The organism is Enterococcus sp. AZ171 (assembly GCF_051714005.1).
Classification (GTDB): Bacteria; Bacillota; Bacilli; order Lactobacillales; family Enterococcaceae; genus Enterococcus_B; species Enterococcus_B pernyi.
The window spans coordinates 1144744-1162926 of record NZ_JBIORA010000001.1; the positions used below are offsets into that span (position 1 = coordinate 1144744).

Annotated in this window: 17 protein-coding genes, 2 tRNA genes and 2 pseudogenes; 20 read left to right on the plus strand and 1 reads right to left on the minus strand. The window is 37.4% G+C overall.

Features of this window, described 5'->3' with window-relative positions:
• Window positions 1-282 precede the first annotated feature (282 nt).
• From IGJ49_RS05565 to lepB, 7 genes and pseudogenes are all read left to right on the plus strand, one after another.
• A tRNA-Ile gene (locus IGJ49_RS05565) sits at window positions 283-356 on the plus strand.
• Between the two features lie 149 nt (window positions 357-505).
• Window positions 506-943: an Abi family protein gene (locus IGJ49_RS05570; protein WP_438722704.1), complete on the plus strand. Its 438-nt coding sequence runs from the start codon at window positions 506-508 to the stop codon at window positions 941-943.
• Between the two features lie 52 nt (window positions 944-995).
• A complete protein-coding gene (locus IGJ49_RS05575; protein ID WP_438723977.1) occupies window positions 996-1526 on the plus strand; it encodes an Abi family protein in 531 nt (176 codons plus the stop codon).
• A gap of 552 nt (window positions 1527-2078) precedes the next feature.
• Window positions 2079-2152 (plus strand) — tRNA-Ile (locus IGJ49_RS05580).
• Between the two features lie 588 nt (window positions 2153-2740).
• Window positions 2741-3019, plus strand: a pseudogene (locus IGJ49_RS05585) (peptide-methionine (S)-S-oxide reductase); the annotation flags it as partial.
• On the plus strand, window positions 3016-3243 hold the full coding sequence (locus IGJ49_RS05590) for a YozE family protein (protein WP_010735751.1): 228 nt from the start codon (window positions 3016-3018) through the stop codon (window positions 3241-3243). The pseudogene IGJ49_RS05585 and the gene IGJ49_RS05590, both read left to right, overlap by 4 nt.
• A 248-nt stretch (window positions 3244-3491) precedes the next feature.
• A complete protein-coding gene (gene lepB / locus IGJ49_RS05595; protein ID WP_137072186.1) occupies window positions 3492-4043 on the plus strand; it encodes a signal peptidase I in 552 nt (183 codons plus the stop codon).
• A gap of 52 nt (window positions 4044-4095) precedes the next feature.
• Here lepB and IGJ49_RS05600 read toward each other — a convergent pair whose 3' ends face one another.
• Complete coding sequence (locus tag IGJ49_RS05600) at window positions 4096-4494, minus strand: VOC family protein (protein WP_010735749.1); 399 nt, start codon at window positions 4492-4494, stop codon at window positions 4096-4098.
• A gap of 445 nt (window positions 4495-4939) precedes the next feature.
• On the opposite strand from IGJ49_RS05600, the pseudogene IGJ49_RS05605 reads away from it, so the two are divergent.
• The 13 genes and pseudogenes from IGJ49_RS05605 to IGJ49_RS05665 all read left to right on the plus strand — a co-directional run.
• Window positions 4940-5023 (plus strand): annotated as a pseudogene (locus tag IGJ49_RS05605) (helix-turn-helix domain-containing protein); the annotation flags it as partial.
• Between the two features lie 27 nt (window positions 5024-5050).
• On the plus strand, window positions 5051-5497 hold the full coding sequence (locus IGJ49_RS05610; RefSeq protein ID WP_438722706.1) for a hypothetical protein: 447 nt from the start codon (window positions 5051-5053) through the stop codon (window positions 5495-5497).
• Window positions 5498-6174: 677 nt separating this feature from the next.
• Entirely contained in the window at window positions 6175-6951 is a 777-nt protein-coding gene (locus IGJ49_RS05615) for an aminoglycoside phosphotransferase family protein (RefSeq protein ID WP_349520239.1), read from the plus strand.
• Window positions 6952-7071: 120 nt separating this feature from the next.
• Entirely contained in the window at window positions 7072-7932 is an 861-nt protein-coding gene (gene ylqF, locus IGJ49_RS05620) for a ribosome biogenesis GTPase YlqF (RefSeq protein WP_023519485.1), read from the plus strand.
• The gene (locus IGJ49_RS05625; protein ID WP_010735745.1) at window positions 7925-8692 is read left to right on the plus strand and encodes a ribonuclease HII; all 768 of its coding nucleotides are present in this window, start codon (window positions 7925-7927) and stop codon (window positions 8690-8692) included. The genes ylqF and IGJ49_RS05625 overlap by 8 nt, the downstream gene beginning before the upstream one ends.
• Before the next feature lie 55 nt (window positions 8693-8747).
• Window positions 8748-9605, plus strand: a complete 858-nt coding sequence (gene dprA / locus IGJ49_RS05630; RefSeq protein ID WP_010735744.1) for a DNA-processing protein DprA — start codon at window positions 8748-8750, stop codon at window positions 9603-9605.
• A gap of 126 nt (window positions 9606-9731) precedes the next feature.
• The gene (topA, locus tag IGJ49_RS05635; RefSeq protein ID WP_438722709.1) at window positions 9732-11810 is read left to right on the plus strand and encodes a type I DNA topoisomerase; all 2079 of its coding nucleotides are present in this window, start codon (window positions 9732-9734) and stop codon (window positions 11808-11810) included.
• A 22-nt stretch (window positions 11811-11832) separates the two neighbouring features.
• On the plus strand, window positions 11833-13158 hold the full coding sequence (trmFO, locus tag IGJ49_RS05640; RefSeq protein WP_023519489.1) for an FADH(2)-oxidizing methylenetetrahydrofolate--tRNA-(uracil(54)-C(5))-methyltransferase TrmFO: 1326 nt from the start codon (window positions 11833-11835) through the stop codon (window positions 13156-13158).
• Between the two features lie 276 nt (window positions 13159-13434).
• Window positions 13435-14331 carry a tyrosine recombinase XerC gene (gene xerC / locus IGJ49_RS05645; RefSeq protein WP_153830381.1) on the plus strand — a complete coding sequence of 299 codons (897 nt, stop codon included), beginning with the start codon at window positions 13435-13437 and terminating at the stop codon, window positions 14329-14331.
• A 24-nt stretch (window positions 14332-14355) separates the two neighbouring features.
• Complete coding sequence (gene hslV / locus IGJ49_RS05650) at window positions 14356-14904, plus strand: HslVU peptidase proteolytic subunit (protein ID WP_010735740.1); 549 nt, start codon at window positions 14356-14358, stop codon at window positions 14902-14904.
• 11 nt (window positions 14905-14915) lie between these two features.
• Entirely contained in the window at window positions 14916-16313 is a 1398-nt protein-coding gene (gene hslU, locus IGJ49_RS05655) for an ATP-dependent protease ATPase subunit HslU (protein WP_438722712.1), read from the plus strand.
• A 15-nt stretch (window positions 16314-16328) separates the two neighbouring features.
• Entirely contained in the window at window positions 16329-17120 is a 792-nt protein-coding gene (codY, locus tag IGJ49_RS05660) for a GTP-sensing pleiotropic transcriptional regulator CodY (RefSeq protein ID WP_438722713.1), read from the plus strand.
• A 66-nt stretch (window positions 17121-17186) separates the two neighbouring features.
• The gene (locus IGJ49_RS05665; protein WP_010735737.1) at window positions 17187-18062 is read left to right on the plus strand and encodes an aldose 1-epimerase family protein; all 876 of its coding nucleotides are present in this window, start codon (window positions 17187-17189) and stop codon (window positions 18060-18062) included.
• The last annotated feature ends 121 nt before the right edge of the window (window positions 18063-18183 follow it).

Below are 18183 nucleotides of genomic sequence, written 5' to 3' on the forward strand. Positions count from 1 at the left end.
ATAAAAATAAAACCTCTCTCAATCTTGAGTGAGGTCTTTTTTGTGCTCTATGATTAACTTGCTAATTCTTCCGAATTTTCAAGTACAGCTATGAATAAATAATTAAGATAAAGTAGTTAGATAGTAATCATATTGACAACAGCAAAAAATGTTCGATAAAATAAATGTGTTATTACGTGAAAACATTATCTCTCATAACCCAATACCAACTCAATTTTTCGTGATAACAGGTTAGTTGCCACATGATTCTTCCTAAAATACATGATAACGTGGCAACAACCTGTACCCTTAGCTCAGTTGGTCAGAGCAGGCGGCTCATAACCGTCCGGTCGTAGGTTCGAGTCCTACAGGGTACATAAACTTTAAAATTAATGTTTTATTCTAGAATAAATTATAAAAAATAATTTTTTGTTGTATGCGGATTAGTTTATTGTTCTAATTTTTCTAGAAGATTAAGCCATGATCGTCAGAATGCGGTTATGGCGTTTTTTGTATAGGTGGTAATATGATTAGCGAACCGTTTAAAACATTAGATAATCAGATTGATATTTTGATAAGTAGAGAACTGGTTGTTTCTGACAAAGAGGTAACTAAGTCTATTCTTTTGAGAGAAAATTACTATAATGTTATTAATGGATATAAAGATATCTTTTTAGATAAAAGCTATGGTAGCTCTGAAAAATTTATTGAGAATACAAATTTTAATGAAATTTATCGTTTGTATTCTTTAGATAGAGACTTTAGAAACCATATATTTAAATACTTATTGATGTTTGAAACTAATTTAAAAACTATTATTGCATATAGATTTGCAGAAAAATTTCCCGAAAAGAATGCGTATTTAAACGCAAATTGCTATACAAAAGAACCTAGTTCTTTGGATAATGTATTAATAAATATAGCTAATTTATCTAAAATAATTCAGAGAGAAAAAATACAGTAATTCAATAAAACATTATTTAGAAAATTATTCACATATACCAATATGGGTACTAATTAATAATTTAACTTTTGGCGAAACATCATATCTTTTTAATTCTTTAACAAATGATTTACAAGAAAAAATTGCTAGAGATTTTAGTGTGAAATTTAAAAGAGAATATAATACAAAAAATGACGTATCAGTTGGTGCTTTGAAGCAAATAATTAAAGCTGTTAACTTTTATAGAAATATATGTGCTCATGAAGAAGTTTTATATTCCAAAAAAATTGGAGCACTTAAAGAAAAAAATTTCAAAAAATATTATGATAATAGTGTGTTGAATGAAATAAAAAAAGGTAGCCTCTTTGGTTTATTAGCAATGCTAAAACTAGTATTATCATTAGAAGATTTAAATCAACTTTTACTTAGTATTTATTTTCCTTTGGTAATTAATGATAAATTAGGTATCTTTGAAACAATATCAATTACTACTATTAAATTAAAAATGGGGTTTATTGAAGGTTGGGAATATAAAATATCGAATTTTATAGAAATGAATTCAGGATTACTAAAAATTTTTGAAGACAAAGAAGAATTTAAATAGCATTAACTTGCAAAAAAGAGTTTAATAATTACCCACCTTCGGGTGGTATTTTTTATACAAGATATAACGAAATCGAATAGAAAACCTTAATTATATATATTATAATTAAAATGTGTTACATGACTGTATTCGCATGATCTTTTTCACAACATGTAGCACAAAATGCTTGTCGTGATAAATCTCGATTAAATTCGTCAAGTTCTCTAGTTTTATGATATTTTTTCTCTTAGGCTACTCGAAAGAGTAGCTTTTTTTGTATTGTTTTTTTGCAAAAGCTATATAAGCGTAATATCTGATAAATTAAATCCTAGTCTTTTTACAAATCGAAACAATGGGATATAATCGGGTGATTCTTTTTTATACCCATTATATGTAAATAAAGATATTCAAATTCAATTTGACAGTAGTGAAACATGTTCGATAAAATAATTATATTATCGCATGTTCATTATACCCATTGTTAATCACAATCTAAGTTACTGCGATAATAGGTTTGTTGTCACCAACTCTTTCTTTTAAAATGAATAAGCAAATAAATGGTGGCAACAATCTGTATCCTTAACTCAGTTGGTCAGAGCAGACGGCTCATAACCGTCCGGTTGTAAGTTCGAGTCCTACAGGGTACATAATTAATTTTAGCTTGATATAAAACAAGATTGCATATCTATTTAACCATTTGCTGTTTTTGGTTAAATAGATATGCTTTTTTTTATTATTTGCAAATAACTTGGTTGTGAAAATTCATAGATTATTGTATAAAAGTTGTAAAAAATAAAATTCAATAATGCTATAATAAAATGTCGGCTCGTCGCTTCCACAGAGATTTTTGTGGAAGGAGGTGTATAATTTGTTTGAATTCACTTTAGAGCACGTGCTCTTGCCATTGTTAATTGGTTTAACGTTGGCATTATTTAGTCATTGGCTAGATAAACATTAGAGCCGACATGGCGCTTACTGTTTCGCAGCGGTAAGCGTCTTTTCTTGAAAAAAGAAAAAACACAACGTATTCGCAGGTACGCTGTGTTTATGGTGTATATTTGTTTAAATTCACTTTCAATGATTATTATACCTGATAAATAAATTGTGTCAAATGACTACCCTTTGACTACCTTTTATGGTATATTCAATGGCAGTTACTTCTAAAGTCATACTATTAAATGGTTGATTTTAAAGGATTTTTCCATTTATATACGTTCACTTCCGTTCTAAATTTAGACGCTTTTGGTCAATTTGAAGACCGAGGCGACAATTACCGACCTGTGATTTTTTATACTACAGAAGAACAACGTCAAAAAGCTGAAGAAAGCAAACAACAACTTGCAGCAAGTGGTCGCTTTAGTGATCCCATCGTTACGACGATTGAGCCAGCGGAGACCTTCTATTTAGCAGAAGATGAACATCAAGATTACTACAAAAAAAATCCTGAGAACTTTGAGCGTAATCATGCGCGTCGTGCGGCATTTATTGCTGACAATTGGGAGGGAAAGCAATGAATCGCAGCTTCTATCACTATCTGATGACTCTTCGTGGAGGGAAATCTTCCGATGCGTTATCAACGTTTGCAACCGAAGCTGGAAAAGATATCCAGTTTCCAAAACATAGTACGAGTTATGAAGAAATCTCTGATTATTTAGAAATGAATGTTGATTATTTGCCCTCTATGGATATCTTTGATAAAGCTTGGGATCATTATCTAGAGAATAATCATCTCGCCTGAACAATGGATCTGGTATGAAGGGTATGACTTAAAAAAGACGAGACAAGTACTGCTTAGACAATATTTTTGAATAGTCCTATTTGATACAGTGATTTTGGTCTATTCAATTATTTCTAAAGCATCGTACGTATGTCCGTCTTTTTTCGCGTCTATCTGTAAATGATTATTGAACCATTCGCTTTTTCTGTAGTTATTCTATATAATGAGGATAATAGGTTAAGATTTTACGAGGGATGGATTGATGGGCTTTGACAAAAAAGCAGCGTTATATTGACCGTTTTTGGTTATTTATTAAATTTTTACTTTGTTCCATAGTGATTGCATTTATTTTACGGGGATTTATATTGATCCCAGTACCAGTGGAAGGAAACTCGATGGAGAATGTCCTTAAGCAAGGTGATATGGTCGTTATGGAAAAATTCTCTGAAATCAGAAGATTTGATGTAGTCGTTTTCCAACTTTCAGATGGCACGATCTATATCAAGAGAGTCATTGGTCTACCGGGAGAAACTATTAGTTATGAAAAGGACCAACTAAAAATCAACGGCCAGCCAATCGAAGAACCTTATTTAAGTAAAAATATCCGTTCGGACCATGAAAATGCACCTTATACTACCGATTTTACCTTGGAAGAGTTGATAGGATATACAGAATTACCTGAAGATAGCTATTTTGTTTTGGGGGATAATCGTCGTGTATCAAAAGATAGTCGTTCATTTGGAACAATATCTAGAGATGAAATTTTAGGAAAAGCGAGATTTGTGTATTACCCATTAAATGAAATCAAATGGATCAGGTAAAATAAAAGAAGACTTCCCAATAGCAATATGTTGGAAAGTCTTCTTTTTTTGATTATATTTTCATCCACATTGGTTCCAATGTGTTTCCATCAGGATCTTGTACTTCAAGAGAATACATTTCTTCTTCCGGTATTCCCATCTCGACTGTATGGTAGCTACCACCATTTTCTTTTGCAATTTCACCAAAACGTTTGACTTCTGCAGCATTTGCTAAACTAAAAGCAATCAGTGCACCGCTCATTTTTTTTGTGTCTGCGATTTCTTTGTTTTTCAAGAATTTTTTGTAAAAGTCATGTGTCAAGAGCATCACCCAAAATGTGTCATCCCAAACCATTGCGCTTGCTTCCTCAGTTGAAAATTCTTTATTTTGTTTGAATCCTAATTTTGTATAGAATTCGACCGAGCGACCAACATCTTGCACAGGGAAATTGACAAAAACCATTGTGTTCATCTTGCTACAGCTCCTTTCAATTTTCCTCTATCATGCGCTCGTCGGTAAGCATTGTCAAAGTATTTAACTTGGGAAAGAATTTTTTATTTTATTGGACGTATCCGCTAAATGTATAATCAACAGTACTATAAAAATAATTTTTTCATAAGTACTCCTTTTTTGTTATTTTTTAGTGGACGTTCACCTCTTGATAATAAGTGTTTTGTTTCACATTTTCAATAGCAAGAATCCTTGTTTTACAAGGTGTCACAGATTGTGACATCGAATAATCGGAAATATATCAATTCGTTTCAATAATTCGCTTTTAAGTTCTTTTATGAAATGGTTATAATGAGAGATAGAATAAGGAGGCGATGTTGTGGATTTTGGTAAAATATTAAAAGAAAAAAGGCATCAAGCAGGAATTACACAGGAAGAATTGGCAAAGAGATGAAATGTTAGTCGTTCAGCTATTTCTAATTGGGAAATCGGCAGAAATTACCCAGACATACATACACTAGTGGAAATATCGACCAGCTTAGGTGTGTCTTTAGACGAACTATTGGAAAATTCTACTATGACTGAGACGATGATTGATACTACTAAAGAAATGGCGGTGAATCAGAAAAAAAAGCGAGGAAAATTGTTTTTTGTAGTAGCACTTTGTTCGATTGTTTCAGTCATGTCGCTTTTATTTTTTTCATTTTCTAAGCAACCGACGATTGTCTTGAATGCAGTTGAAAACGCCGATTCAGAAGAGGTAGCGCTCTTTAACAAAGAAGACATCAAAGATATTACCCTCAAAGACAAGAAAATGACTGTTCTTTTTACTATACCTAAAGACAGTGAATATGTTGGCTACTATGTTGACGGAAGTAATCAAAAAGGATTTGTAAACCTTGATTTATATAAGACTGCTGATTCTGATGTCAATCAGCGGAAATTAGTACATGATGGACTGATTGAAGTAGATTTAGATATGTTTACAAAAGTGAATAAAATTAGTGTGAATTATAAAAAATAAAGCGTATTGCAAGAAGTATTCAAAAATAGCTGTATGAGGACAAATGAAGGAGTTCTATGGTTAGTGAAGGTAAGTATGGCAAAATAAAAATCTTCTAAAAAACTTTTAGAAATCATGTGAATCTTCTTGTCAACGAGCTGTATACTTCGAGTCGGATCAGGTTAAAAAGTAAGCTTCATGAAACGAATCGTTCAGTCGATTGTTTTACGGAGCTTACTTTTTTCATTACTATGCAAATTCTTTTTTACATTGATTGCTTTCTAACGTTGGCTGATTGATCGTTTGACATTTCTTAAAACTGACTCATGGCGTACGCCAAAAGATCGGCTAGGAATCAGAAATATGAAGTATTCCTCTTGTGAGTAGATCGGACAAAGGATTTTATCCTGTTAAGGTATTCCCTCCTCATCAAATATTTTTGTCCAGTTTACGATCTGAATAAGCATGGATTCACTTCTCCAGAGTTTCGCATCATATGTCGGTACACGTTCTGAGATAACTATGAAATAGAAGACTTGTTTCAATGGTAAATATTTCTAGGATAGCCAACATTCTCCTTGAATGACTTTAACAAATGGAAACTTGCTTGTTGAAAGGACGTCTCTCTTTCCATTTTTAGAACATGAGGTGGAATCGATATGGTAAACTGAAGAAAAGAGTCGAAAGCGAGGAGCTAGATGATCGAAAAGAAACCAAAAGGAAGAGACGGTGTAGTGATCCAAGAAGAGCAAGTGATTCGTCCTAAGAAAGTCTGGTCGGAGGAGGTCCAAAAATTTTTAAGTTACCTAAGGAACCAAGGTGTAACTTATGTGCCAGAACCACTAGGCTATGATGAGCAAGGAAATGAAGTGGTATCTTATCTCGCAGGTGAGGTCTATGATTATCCTTTGCCCCCTCAATTGTTGACGGACAGTGCCATTTGTTCAGCAGGTCGGTTGTTAAGAGATTTCCACGACCAAAATCAAGGATACCTTACTTCCTTAAGTGGCACAGAACCGTGGATGCTACATTCGTTCGAAGAGCGTGAGGTAATGTGTCACAATGATTTTGCGCCATACAATGTGACAACGAAAAATGGTATAGCCATTGGTATCATTGATTTTGACACGATCACACCAGGATCAAGAACCTGGGATGTAAGCTATGCCGCCTATCGCTGGGTACCTTTAGAGATGAATCAAGGAGATCCAATCACGGATGAAACGTGTCATCGTTTAAAAAAATTTATTGAAGCATACAGACTAGATGAGTCCGAGTATCCAAATTTGATTCCTACGATGATCGAGCGACTTTCTTATATGATGGACTTCATCACTAAAGCAGCGAGTCGCGGGGAAGCAAATTTTCAAAAAAATATACAAGAAGGCCATCTAAAAAAATATGAGCAAGATATTCAATGGTTGCTCGATAATGAGAAAAAAATTCTTAGAAAGTTGCAAAATGAAGAAACTTGAGAATAAGCCGTTTGATTTTTAGTTTTTTTCTTGTATACTCCTAGAAGTGTAGTTCATTCAAGTACTGTATAAGTAAAGAGCAACTTTTTTAGATTTTAAGTTTTAGAGGAGGAAACACCAATGACTATTCAATGGTTCCCAGGACATATGGCGAAAGCTAGACGTGAAGTTTCAGAAAAGATGAAATATGTTGATATCGTCTTTGAGTTAGTTGATGCACGACTACCTTTGTCTTCACGTAATCCAATGTTAGATCAAATCATCCAACAAAAACCAAGACTTGTTTTATTGAATAAAGCTGATCTAGCGGATCCGCAACAAACAAAATTATGGCAACAATACTTTAGAAAGCAAGGACATCAAGCCTTAGCAATCACCGCTCAAGAAAGTAAAGGAATCAAAGCGTTGATCCCTGCGGCAAAAGAAGCATTGAAAGAAAAACGCGAAAGAGACGCAGCTCGTGGCATCAAACCTCGAGCAATCCGCGCGATGGTCCTAGGAATTCCTAATGTAGGAAAATCGACATTGATGAATCGTTTAGTGGGCAAAAAGATTGCACAAACAGGGAATAAGCCTGGGGTAACGAAAGGGCAACAATGGCTTCGTTTAGGAAGTGAATTAGAACTATTAGATACACCTGGTATTTTATGGCCTAAGTTTGAAGATGAAGAAATCGGTAAAAAACTAGCCTTGACTGGTGCAATCAAAGACCAATTGGTACACCTTGATGATCTAGCAATTTACGGCTTAGATTTCTTTGCCCGTTACTACCCTAATAAAATCAGCGAACGTTATGGACTATCAATAGAAGAAGAGCAACAAGTTGCACCTGAGTTATTGATGACGATCACGGAACGTAGAGGGTATCGCCAAGATTATGACCGTGGGAGCGAGCTAGTCGTTTTTGATATCCGCCAAGGGAAACTTGGTCGCTATACTTTAGATCGTTGTGAAGAAATGGAAGAGACTACTCATGAGTGAATCGATCCAGAGTATCAAAGAAAAACTGAAACAACTCACAACGCTTGATGATCCGATAGTCACACAACTAAGATTAGACACAAGAAAAGGTGTCCAACAAGCGTTAAGCTCTTTTGAAAAACGCTTAGCAAAGGAAGCTTTGCTTCGTGAAAAATATGAGACGATGTCCTTCTACGAAAATGAAGGATACGCTCAAGGGTATGACCTGATTGCAGGGATCGACGAGGTAGGAAGAGGCCCCTTGGCTGGCCCTGTTGTAGCCGCAGCTGTTATTTTACCTAAAGGTGTAGAGATTTACGGATTGAACGATTCCAAGCAATTATCTGAAAAAAAACGTGAAGAACTGTATGAACAGATTCAAGAAAAAGCCCTCTCCGTCGGGATTGGTGTGATCGATGAGCAGACGATCGATCGTGTCAATATTTACGAAGCAAGTAAATTAGCGATGTGTGAAGCTCTTAAAGAATTGACACCAGAACCTACGTATTTATTGATCGATGCGATGACTTTAGATCTGCCGATTGCACAAAATAAATTGATCAAAGGAGATGCCCGTTCAATTTCGATTGCTGCTGCAAGTATCATTGCAAAAGTCTATCGCGACCGTTTGATGAAAGAATACGAGTTACAATATCCTGGCTATGGTTTTGCCAAGAATGCAGGTTATGGAACAAAAGAACATCTGTTAGGATTAGCACAACATGGCATCACGCCAATCCATCGTAAAAGTTTTGCACCAGTCAAACAATATTTATCATAAGCGATGCGCCACTTTTTACGTATCTTATAAAAAAGATTAGAAAAGGTGGCGCTTTATGGTTATATACAATGAATTTATTACAAAGTTGGCATTAGTCAAAGGACTGAGCGGAGAGCAAAAATGGCGTGTGATCCGTCATCTATTAAGTGAAAAGAAAGAATGGTTGTCGGTTGATGATATGTTGACAGTTTCGCACTTCAATCGCTCTAGAGCAATTTTTTATGACTATTGGAGCCAGATCAACTATACTTGGCGGAATAGAATAGGAGAGAATCCATACATAACTTTTCTTGATCCGATCTACCCTTCACAATTGCTTCATTTGGCAAATCCCCCGATCTTATTATTTTATCAAGGGGATCTTTCGCTGATGAAACGAAAAATGATCGCTGTCGTTGGTGGTAGACAAACATCTGGTTATGCGCGAAAAATCGTAGAGCGAGTGATCACTCCTGTGATTGACCAAGACTATCTAGTTGTTAGTGGCTGTGCGAAAGGCGTAGACACTTATGCGCATCAAGTAGCGATCCGCTGTTCAGGCAGAACGATTGCAGTGATCGGTACGGGGATCAATCATAGTTATCCGAAAGAAAATCAGCAGTTGCAACGAGGGATTGCTAGAGATCATCTTTTATTAAGTGAGTTTTTACCAGATGTTGGTCCACAAAAATTTCATTTTCCTATGAGAAATCGTCTGATTGCCGCTTTATCAAGTGGAATCTGTGTGATTGAAGCAAAAGCAAAAAGCGGCTCATTGATCACAGCAGAGCAAGGCTTAGAGATTGGACGTCCGATTTTTTCTGTCCCTGGGAATATTTTGACAGGTCAATCCACTGGTTGTCACCAATTGATCCAAGATGGAGCGATATGTACCTTTTCAGGACAAGATATCCTTAATGAATTGGAATCATAACGATTGATTTATTATTGCTTTCCTTGACAAACGATTTCTGAATGGATATGATAAGCTACGATTTGTAAAAGTCCTTGTAACATATATATAGTAGGAACCCGAAAATGGAAAGGAGTCCATTCAGGAATGGCATATAAATATTTAGTGATCGTAGAATCACCTGCAAAAGCCAAGACGATTGAAAAATATCTTGGCCGTAATTATAAAGTAATGGCTAGTGTAGGACATATTCGTGACTTACCTAAAAGTAAGATGGGGATCGATTTTGAAAATAATTATGAACCGCATTATATCTCGATTCGAGGAAAAGGCGATGTCATCAAAAGTCTAAAAGCAGCAGCAAAAAAAGCGCAAAAAGTTTACCTCGCAAGTGACCCGGATAGAGAAGGGGAAGCAATTGCTTGGCATTTGGCTTACTTGTTAGGCTTGGATCTCAACGATAAAAATCGTGTTGTCTTCAATGAAATCACCAAGGATGCAGTCAAAGCGGCATTTAAAGAACCACGTACGATCGATGTGGATCTTGTCGATGCGCAACAAGCACGTCGAACGCTTGACCGTATCGTTGGTTATTCGATTAGTCCTATCTTATGGCGTAAAGTAAAAAAAGGCTTGAGTGCTGGTCGAGTCCAGTCGATCGCATTGAAGATCATCATTGAACGCGAAAAAGAGATCCGTGATTTTACGCCGGAAGAGTATTGGAGTATTGACGGAAACTTTAAGAAAGAACGTAAGAAGTTCAAAGCAAACTTTTGGGGAGTCGATGGCAAAAAGAAAAAATTGTCCGATGCCGAAACTGTCAAAGAAGTGACTGACCGGATCACTGGTAAAGAGTTTGCAGTAACAAAAGTCGAAAAGAAGGAACGCAAGCGAAATCCTGCGAACCCATTCACGACAAGTAGTTTGCAACAAGAAGCCGCTCGTAAATTGAATTTCAGAACACGTAAAACCATGATGGTGGCGCAACAGTTGTATGAAGGAATCTCACTTGGAAAACAAGGCACGATCGGGTTGATCACGTATATGCGTACCGATTCTACACGGATCGCCGATACTGCTAAAGCCGAAGTCGCAACGTTCATCGAAGAAACATACGGAAAAGAATTCTCCAGTCATTCGGAACGTAAAGCAACGAACTCTAAAGGGGCACAAGATGCCCATGAAGCAGTGCGTCCAACCAGTGCATTACGTACACCAGATGAGTTGAAACAATACTTGGATAAAGACCAATTGAAATTATATACATTGATTTGGTCACGATTTGTTGCAAGTCAAATGACGCCAGCTGTATTGGATACGATGAAAGTCACGTTGGAACAAAATAATGTAAGATTCATTGCGAATGGCTCAAAAATCAAATTCAAAGGGTTCATGCAAGTGTATGTTGAAGGCCGCGATGATGGGAAAGAAGACAAAGAAAACATTTTGCCAGAGTTAGCAGAAGGCGATACGGTGCAATCTGTCGATATCGAACCGAAACAACATTTCACACAACCGCCTGCACGTTATAGTGAAGCGACATTGATCCGTGCATTGGAAGAAAACGGGGTAGGTCGTCCCTCGACTTATGCGCCAACGTTAGATACGATCCAACGACGATATTATGTGAAGTTGACACAAAAACGTTTTGAACCAACCGAATTAGGTGAGATCGTCAATTCGTTGATCTGTGAGTTCTTCCCACAAATCGTAGATATCCATTTTACAGCTGAAATGGAAGATGACTTGGATAAAGTCGAAGAAGGAAAAGAAGAATGGATCGAAGTCGTCGATCGTTTTTATAAACCATTTGAAAAAGAATTATCGAATGCCGAAGAAAAAATTGAGAAAATCCAGATCAAAGATGAACCAGCTGGTTTTGATTGTGATTTGTGTGGGCATCCGATGGTGATAAAATTAGGGAAGTATGGTAAATTCTATGCATGTAGTAATTTTCCAGATTGCCGAAACACCAAACCAATCGTCAAGGAAATCGGCGTCATTTGTCCTGTGTGTCATGAAGGACAAGTCATCGAACGTAAATCTAAGAAAAATCGTCTATTCTATGGCTGCTCTCGTTTCCCAGAATGTGAATTCACCTCTTGGGAAAAACCAATCGGCAGAAATTGTCCGAAATGTGACCATTATTTGGTCGAGAAAAAAGTCAAAGGCGGCAAACAAGTGGTTTGTACGAATGGCGATTACGAAGAAGATGTTCAAAAATAAAGAAATGAGAAGAGGTTTTTAGTTGAAAATCGTCAATGTAGTAGGTGCAGGTCTAGCTGGAAGCGAAGCAGCATGGCAAATCGCTCAAGCGGGTGTACCTGTAAAGTTATATGAAATGAGACCAGTTAAGAAGACAGAAGCGCATCATACAGATAATTTTGCTGAATTAGTCTGTTCCAATTCTCTAAGAGGGAATAGTCTTGCGAACGCAGTTGGTTTATTGAAAGAAGAAATGCGTCGCTTAGATTCAGTGATCATCCATTCAGCAGATGAAACAGCTGTACCTGCAGGCGGTGCCTTAGCAGTGGACCGCGATTCATTTTCTGAAACTATCACTCGTAAGGTCAAAGAGCATCCTTTAGTCACAGTGGTGAATGAAGAAATCACTGAGATACCAGAAGGAATCACGGTGATAGCGACAGGACCTCTGACTTCTCATCCTTTAGCAGAAAGCATCAAAGCATTCAATGGCTCAGACGGTTTCTATTTCTACGATGCTGCGGCACCGATCGTCGACAAATCAACGATCGATATGGACAAGGTGTATTTAAAATCACGTTATGACAAAGGCGAGGCGGCTTACTTAAACTGTCCGATGACCGAAGAAGAATTTAAAGCTTTCCATGAAGCCTTGGTCAATGCGGAAGTTGCTGAATTGAAATCTTTTGAAAAAGAAAAATATTTTGAAGGTTGTATGCCAATCGAAGTAATGGCGCAACGTGGCTTTAAGACAATGCTATTCGGACCAATGAAACCAGTCGGCCTAGAAGATCCTAAAACAGGAAAAAGACCATATGCAGTCATCCAGTTAAGACAAGATAATGCAGCCGCTTCTCTTTATAATATCGTTGGGTTCCAGACGCATTTAAAATGGGGCGAACAAAAGCGCGTGTTCCGCATGATCCCAGGATTAGAAAATGCAGAATTTGTCCGTTATGGTGTAATGCATCGCAACAGTTTCATGAATTCACCAGAACTCTTGAAGCCGACTTATCAATCGACTAAACGCGAAGATCTATTTTTTGCAGGACAAATGACGGGTGTAGAGGGTTATGTTGAAAGTGCGGCAAGTGGCTTGCTTGCAGGGATCAACGCTGCTCGCTTAGCGAAAGAATTGGAACCTGTGACGTTGCCACAAGAAACAGCCATGGGAAGTATGGCCTACTACATCACACATGCGGAAGGCAAACATTTCCAACCAATGAATGCAAACTACGGATTATTCCCAGAATTACCTGAACGAATCCGTGATAAAAAATCTCGGTATGAAGCAATTGCACAACGTGCCTTAGCAGCCAATGAAAAAGTGAAGCAAGAAGTCTTGAATAAAGAATTTGCTTCTCGTTAAATGGATGTTATGTAATAAGTCGAAGTGTCTCAGGATGGTGTTTGCCATTTTTGAGTACTTCGGCTTATTTCTCGGTTATTGACTGAACTCATGCCAATTTATATAATAACCATGTTTTTTTATGTTGATTCTGGACAGCTCATCCCTTAATTGTCAAGCAAACGAATTGAATTGTGAACAAACTTAGAAATATTAGTTAAATTCTGACAATTTGTTTGTTTTTTCTCTGGGGCTATGCTAAATTTATTTTGGGATCTAAAGGTAGGTGTAAAAAGAATGAAGCCAACTTTACAAGAAGATTTTTTGCGTTATTTAATCATAGAGCGCGGGTATTCAGAAAAAACCAAATCTGCCTATGAAGAAGATATCAATGATTTTCAACGATTCTTGGCGGAATCGGGGGAATCGGATCTACTGAAAGTCAGCTATTTGGATGTACGAGTTTATCTAAGTTATCTATCTGATAAGTCGTACAGTCGAAATTCGGTGAGTCGGAAAATTGCGAGTTTACGCTCATTTTATCAATACCTTCTTCGTGAAGAAAAAATCGCTGAAAATCCATTTTCGTATGTTCATTTGAAGAAAAAAAATGTTAAACTTCCTCGTTTTTTTTATGAGAATGAGATGCAAAGCTTATTTGAAAGTGTGACAGGGGATAGTCCTTTAGCATTAAGAGATCGAGCATTATTAGAAGTACTATATGGATCAGGTATCCGTTTGAGTGAATGTAGCCAATTGACGATGTCTGCCATCGATTTTGGCTCAGAGGTGATGTTGATCCATGGAAAAGGAAATAAAGAACGCTATGCGCCGTTGGGTTCATTTGCGCAAGATGCTTTGCAAGAGTATTTTGCCAAAGGGCGCAGCGTCTTAATGACGAAATACCATAAGTCACATGACTATGTCTTCGTGAATCATCATGGAGAACCAATCACACCTACTGGGATCGAGTATGTATTAAATCAAATCATTAAAAAGAGTAGTTTGGATAGTGATATCCATCCTCATATGTTACGTCATACTTTTGCGACGCACTTATTGAATAATGGTGCCGATATGCGTACAGTGCAAGAACTTTTAGGTCATGTAAATTTATCAACGACTCAAATCTATGCGCATGTCACAAAAGAAAGCTTACAAAAAAATTATCGCTCTTTCCATCCACGAGCGTGATCACATTATTAGGAGGAAATATCTATGGTAGAATCACAGTTTCATTCAACAACCATTTGTGCAGTTGAAAAAAACGGGAAATTCGCGATGGCAGGTGATGGCCAAGTAACGATGGGCGAATCTGTCGTGATGAAGGGCAGTGCGAGAAAAGTACGTCGCATTTACAACGATGAAGTAGTCGTTGGCTTTGCAGGAAGCGTTGCTGACGCGTTTACTTTAGAAGAAAAATTTGAAGGTAAACTAAATGAATACAACGGAAATCTCCAACGAGCAGCCGTTGAATTAGCCCAAGAATGGCGTACACAACAGTCGATGCAAAAGCTAGAAGCGATGTTGATCGTGATGAATGACAAAGAAATGTTACTAGTTTCTGGTACAGGTGAAGTGATTACACCGGATGATGGGATCTTAGCCATTGGTTCTGGTGGGAACTTTGCGTTAGCTGCCGCACGAGCAATGAAAAACTATGCACAAAATGAGATGAGTGCAAAAGAGATTGCTGAAAATGCGTTGAATATTGCAGCAGACATCTGCGTCTTTACAAATCACAACATTATTGTAGAAGAATTATAGAGGTGAATGACATGTATGAATTAAAACAAACACCAAAACAAATCGTCAGTGAATTAGATCAATATATCATTGGCCAACAAGCAGCAAAAAAATCAGTGGCAGTTGCCCTTAGAAATCGTTATCGACGTCTTCAATTAGATGAAAAGATGCAACAAGATATCACACCTAAAAATATGTTGATGATCGGGCCAACTGGGGTCGGTAAAACAGAGATCGCTCGTCGTCTGGCAAAAATCGTCAACGCACCTTTTGTTAAGGTTGAAGCAACGAAGTTTACTGAAGTTGGTTACGTAGGACGTGACGTGGAATCGATGGTTCGTGATCTTGTCGAAAATGCAATCCAGATCGTTGAAAAAGATCAGTATCTTCGTGTTCGTCCACAAGCCAAGAAAAATGCGGAAAAACAATTAGTGAAGATCCTTGTACCAGGTATCAAAAAAGAACAAAAACAATCAAACAACCAGTTTGAGCAAATGATGAATATGTTCAATGCTTCGCAACAACCGGTAGAAACACAAGAAGAAGTCACAGAAGAGATTCGAGTGAATCGTCGCACGGTGTTAGAACAATTGCAAAAAGGCTTGCTTGACAACCGAGAAGTGACGATCGAAGTCCAAGATCAAAAAAAACCAGCACCGATGATGAATAATGGACTGGAACAAATGGGAATCGATTTGAATGAAACACTTGGTGCGTTGACGCCGAAGAAAAAAATCGAACGAACAGTGACCGTCAAAGAAGCCTTAGAATTATTGATCAAAGAAGAATCAGCAAAATTAGTCAATGATGCGGATATCCACAGTGAGGCAATCAAATTAGCTGAATCAAGCGGCATCATTTTTATTGATGAAATCGATAAAATCACTTCTAAATCGCAACAATCTGGGGAAGTATCAAGAGAAGGTGTCCAAAGAGATATCTTGCCGATCGTTGAAGGTTCACAAGTCAATACGAAATACGGTACCTTACAAACAGACCACATTTTATTTATCGCTTCAGGAGCGTTCCACTTATCAAAACCAAGCGATTTGATTCCTGAATTACAAGGTCGTTTCCCAATCCGTGTTGAGTTAGATGACTTAACTGCTGAGGACTTTGTCAAGATCTTGACTGAACCAAACAATGCGTTAGTCAAACAATATATTGCCTTGATTGGTACTGAAAATGTGACTGTCACATTTACTAAAGAAGCAATCGAACGGATTGCCCAAATCGCTTATGATGTGAATCGTGATACCGATAATATCGGTGCACGACGTTTACACACGATATTAGAGAAATTGTTGGAAGACTTGTTATTCGAAGCGCCAGAAATGCAAATGGGAGAAATTACCATTACAGAAGCCTATGTCAATGATAAATTAGGATCAATTGCGGCAAATGAAGATCTAAGTCGCTATATATTATAAAATCGGAGGAAAAAAATGACGGATTTGTTGACGAACACTCGAAAGATAAACAAATTATTGCAACAAAAAAATACGTTTGATATGCAGGCGGATTTACCTTACGATAAAATGGCGGTCACTTTAGGTGCTGTTTTAGACAGCAATACGTATATCATTGGCAGTGAAGGGGGTTTACTTGGTTATAATGAACGGCACGATGTGAACAATGATCGTGTGAAAACAATGTTTGTGCAAAAACAATTTCCTGATGCCTACACAGAAACAGTCGATATGATCACGAAAACAGAGTCCAATATCCCAATCACAAGCGATATGACGGCATTTCCATTTGAAAGTCGCGAAAAATATCCTTTTGGATTGACGACAGTAGTGCCGATCTTTGGCGCTGGTGAACGCTTAGGAACGATCATTTTAGCAAGAATGGAACAAGCCTTTAACGATGAAGACCTTGTTTTAGCAGAATACGGCGCGACAGTAGTAGGGATGCAGATCCTTTATCAAAAATCACGAGATATCGAAGCGGATGTTCGCAGTACGACCGCTGTCCAAATGGCGATCAATACGTTGTCATACAGTGAATTAAAAGCAGTTCAAGCCATTTTTGATGCTTTAGAAGGTAATGAAGGCCGATTGACTGCCTCAAATATTGCGGACAAGATCGGTATTACTCGTTCGGTCATCGTAAATGCCTTACGTAAATTAGAATCAGCTGGAATCATTGAATCCCGCTCTTTGGGAATGAAAGGCACGTATTTAAAAGTATTGAATGCTCGTTTTAAAGATGAGCTGACGAAGCATAGTTATTAAAAGGAAGATTTTTCAGAGGATTGCTACTCGAAGAAGTGAGTGTCTGAGAAAAGATGGAGGATGACGATGACTGTTATTATTCAAAATGATCAGCTGATTGCTGAAATTTCCGAACATGGAGCAGAATTGATCAGTTTGAAATCAAAAGAACATGATCTAGAATATATTTGGCAAGGCGATCCTAAGTATTGGGGAAGACATGCCCCCGTTCTTTTCCCTATTGTTGGACGTTTGAAAAACGATCAATATGTGTACCAAGGAAAAACGTATTCAATGGGTCAACATGGTTTTGCTCGTGATATGGATTTTGAGATGGTGGAGCACGAACAAGAACGTGCGAAGTTTGTCCTGAAAAGTACCCCTGAAACAAAAGAGAATTATCCGTTTGATTTTGAATTGGTACTTGTTTATGAATTAGGGGGAGACGGGATCACTGTTCATTATCAAGTTGAAAATATTGGGGAAGAAGAGATGTATTTCTCGATTGGCGGTCATCCAGCATTCAATGTGCCATTAGAAGAAGGTTTGACTTTTGAAGACTTTTATTTGGCTTTCTCTCCTAGAAAATCACGTTTGCGTTTACCATTAGCTGGACCATTCATCGACATGGAACAAAAAACGATTGGACAAACGAACACCAACCTTGCGTTATTTCGGGAGCTGTTTGACCAGGATGCGTTAGTATTTGAAACAAGGGGTTTGAATGCTTACAGTATCCGTAGTGAAAAGTCTAGTCACAGTGTCACCCTCAGTTACAAAGATATGCCTTACGTTGGGATATGGTCGCCCTATCCTAAAGAAGCACCATTTGTTTGTATCGAGCCGTGGTTTGGAATCGCAGACACTGTTGATAGTAATGGGCAGTTGAACGAAAAAGCAGGAATCAATCAATTAGGCGCTCACGAATTATTCAAGACGAAATATTCGATCACTGTCAAGTAAACACAAGTCGATTACATGTGTTCTCTTGATCTAGTTCGATGAAACAAAACATGCCTTCTGAACAAATGAACGAATTGTTGAGCAATCGATCAGTCATTTGTTTAGAAGGCATTGTTTTTTA

Bases quoted from the DNA above. Each gene is read 5' to 3' on its own strand.
- IGJ49_RS05570 (WP_438722704.1), top strand. From the start codon at position 506: ATGATTAGCGAACCGTTTAAAACATTAGATAATCAGATTGATATTTTG.
- IGJ49_RS05590 (WP_010735751.1), top strand. From the start codon at position 3,016: ATGAATCGCAGCTTCTATCACTATCTGATGACTCTTCGTGGAGGGAAA.
- IGJ49_RS05600 (WP_010735749.1), bottom strand. From the start codon at position 4,494: ATGAACACAATGGTTTTTGTCAATTTCCCTGTGCAAGATGTTGGTCGC.
- IGJ49_RS05610 (WP_438722706.1), top strand. From the start codon at position 5,051: ATGACTGAGACGATGATTGATACTACTAAAGAAATGGCGGTGAATCAG.
- IGJ49_RS05615 (WP_349520239.1), top strand. From the start codon at position 6,175: ATGATCGAAAAGAAACCAAAAGGAAGAGACGGTGTAGTGATCCAAGAA.
- ylqF (WP_023519485.1), top strand. From the start codon at position 7,072: ATGACTATTCAATGGTTCCCAGGACATATGGCGAAAGCTAGACGTGAA.
- IGJ49_RS05625 (WP_010735745.1), top strand. From the start codon at position 7,925: ATGAGTGAATCGATCCAGAGTATCAAAGAAAAACTGAAACAACTCACA.
- dprA (WP_010735744.1), top strand. From the start codon at position 8,748: ATGGTTATATACAATGAATTTATTACAAAGTTGGCATTAGTCAAAGGA.
- topA (WP_438722709.1), top strand. From the start codon at position 9,732: ATGGCATATAAATATTTAGTGATCGTAGAATCACCTGCAAAAGCCAAG.
- xerC (WP_153830381.1), top strand. From the start codon at position 13,435: ATGAAGCCAACTTTACAAGAAGATTTTTTGCGTTATTTAATCATAGAG.
- hslV (WP_010735740.1), top strand. From the start codon at position 14,356: ATGGTAGAATCACAGTTTCATTCAACAACCATTTGTGCAGTTGAAAAA.
- hslU (WP_438722712.1), top strand. From the start codon at position 14,916: ATGTATGAATTAAAACAAACACCAAAACAAATCGTCAGTGAATTAGAT.
- codY (WP_438722713.1), top strand. From the start codon at position 16,329: ATGACGGATTTGTTGACGAACACTCGAAAGATAAACAAATTATTGCAA.
- IGJ49_RS05665 (WP_010735737.1), top strand. From the start codon at position 17,187: ATGACTGTTATTATTCAAAATGATCAGCTGATTGCTGAAATTTCCGAA.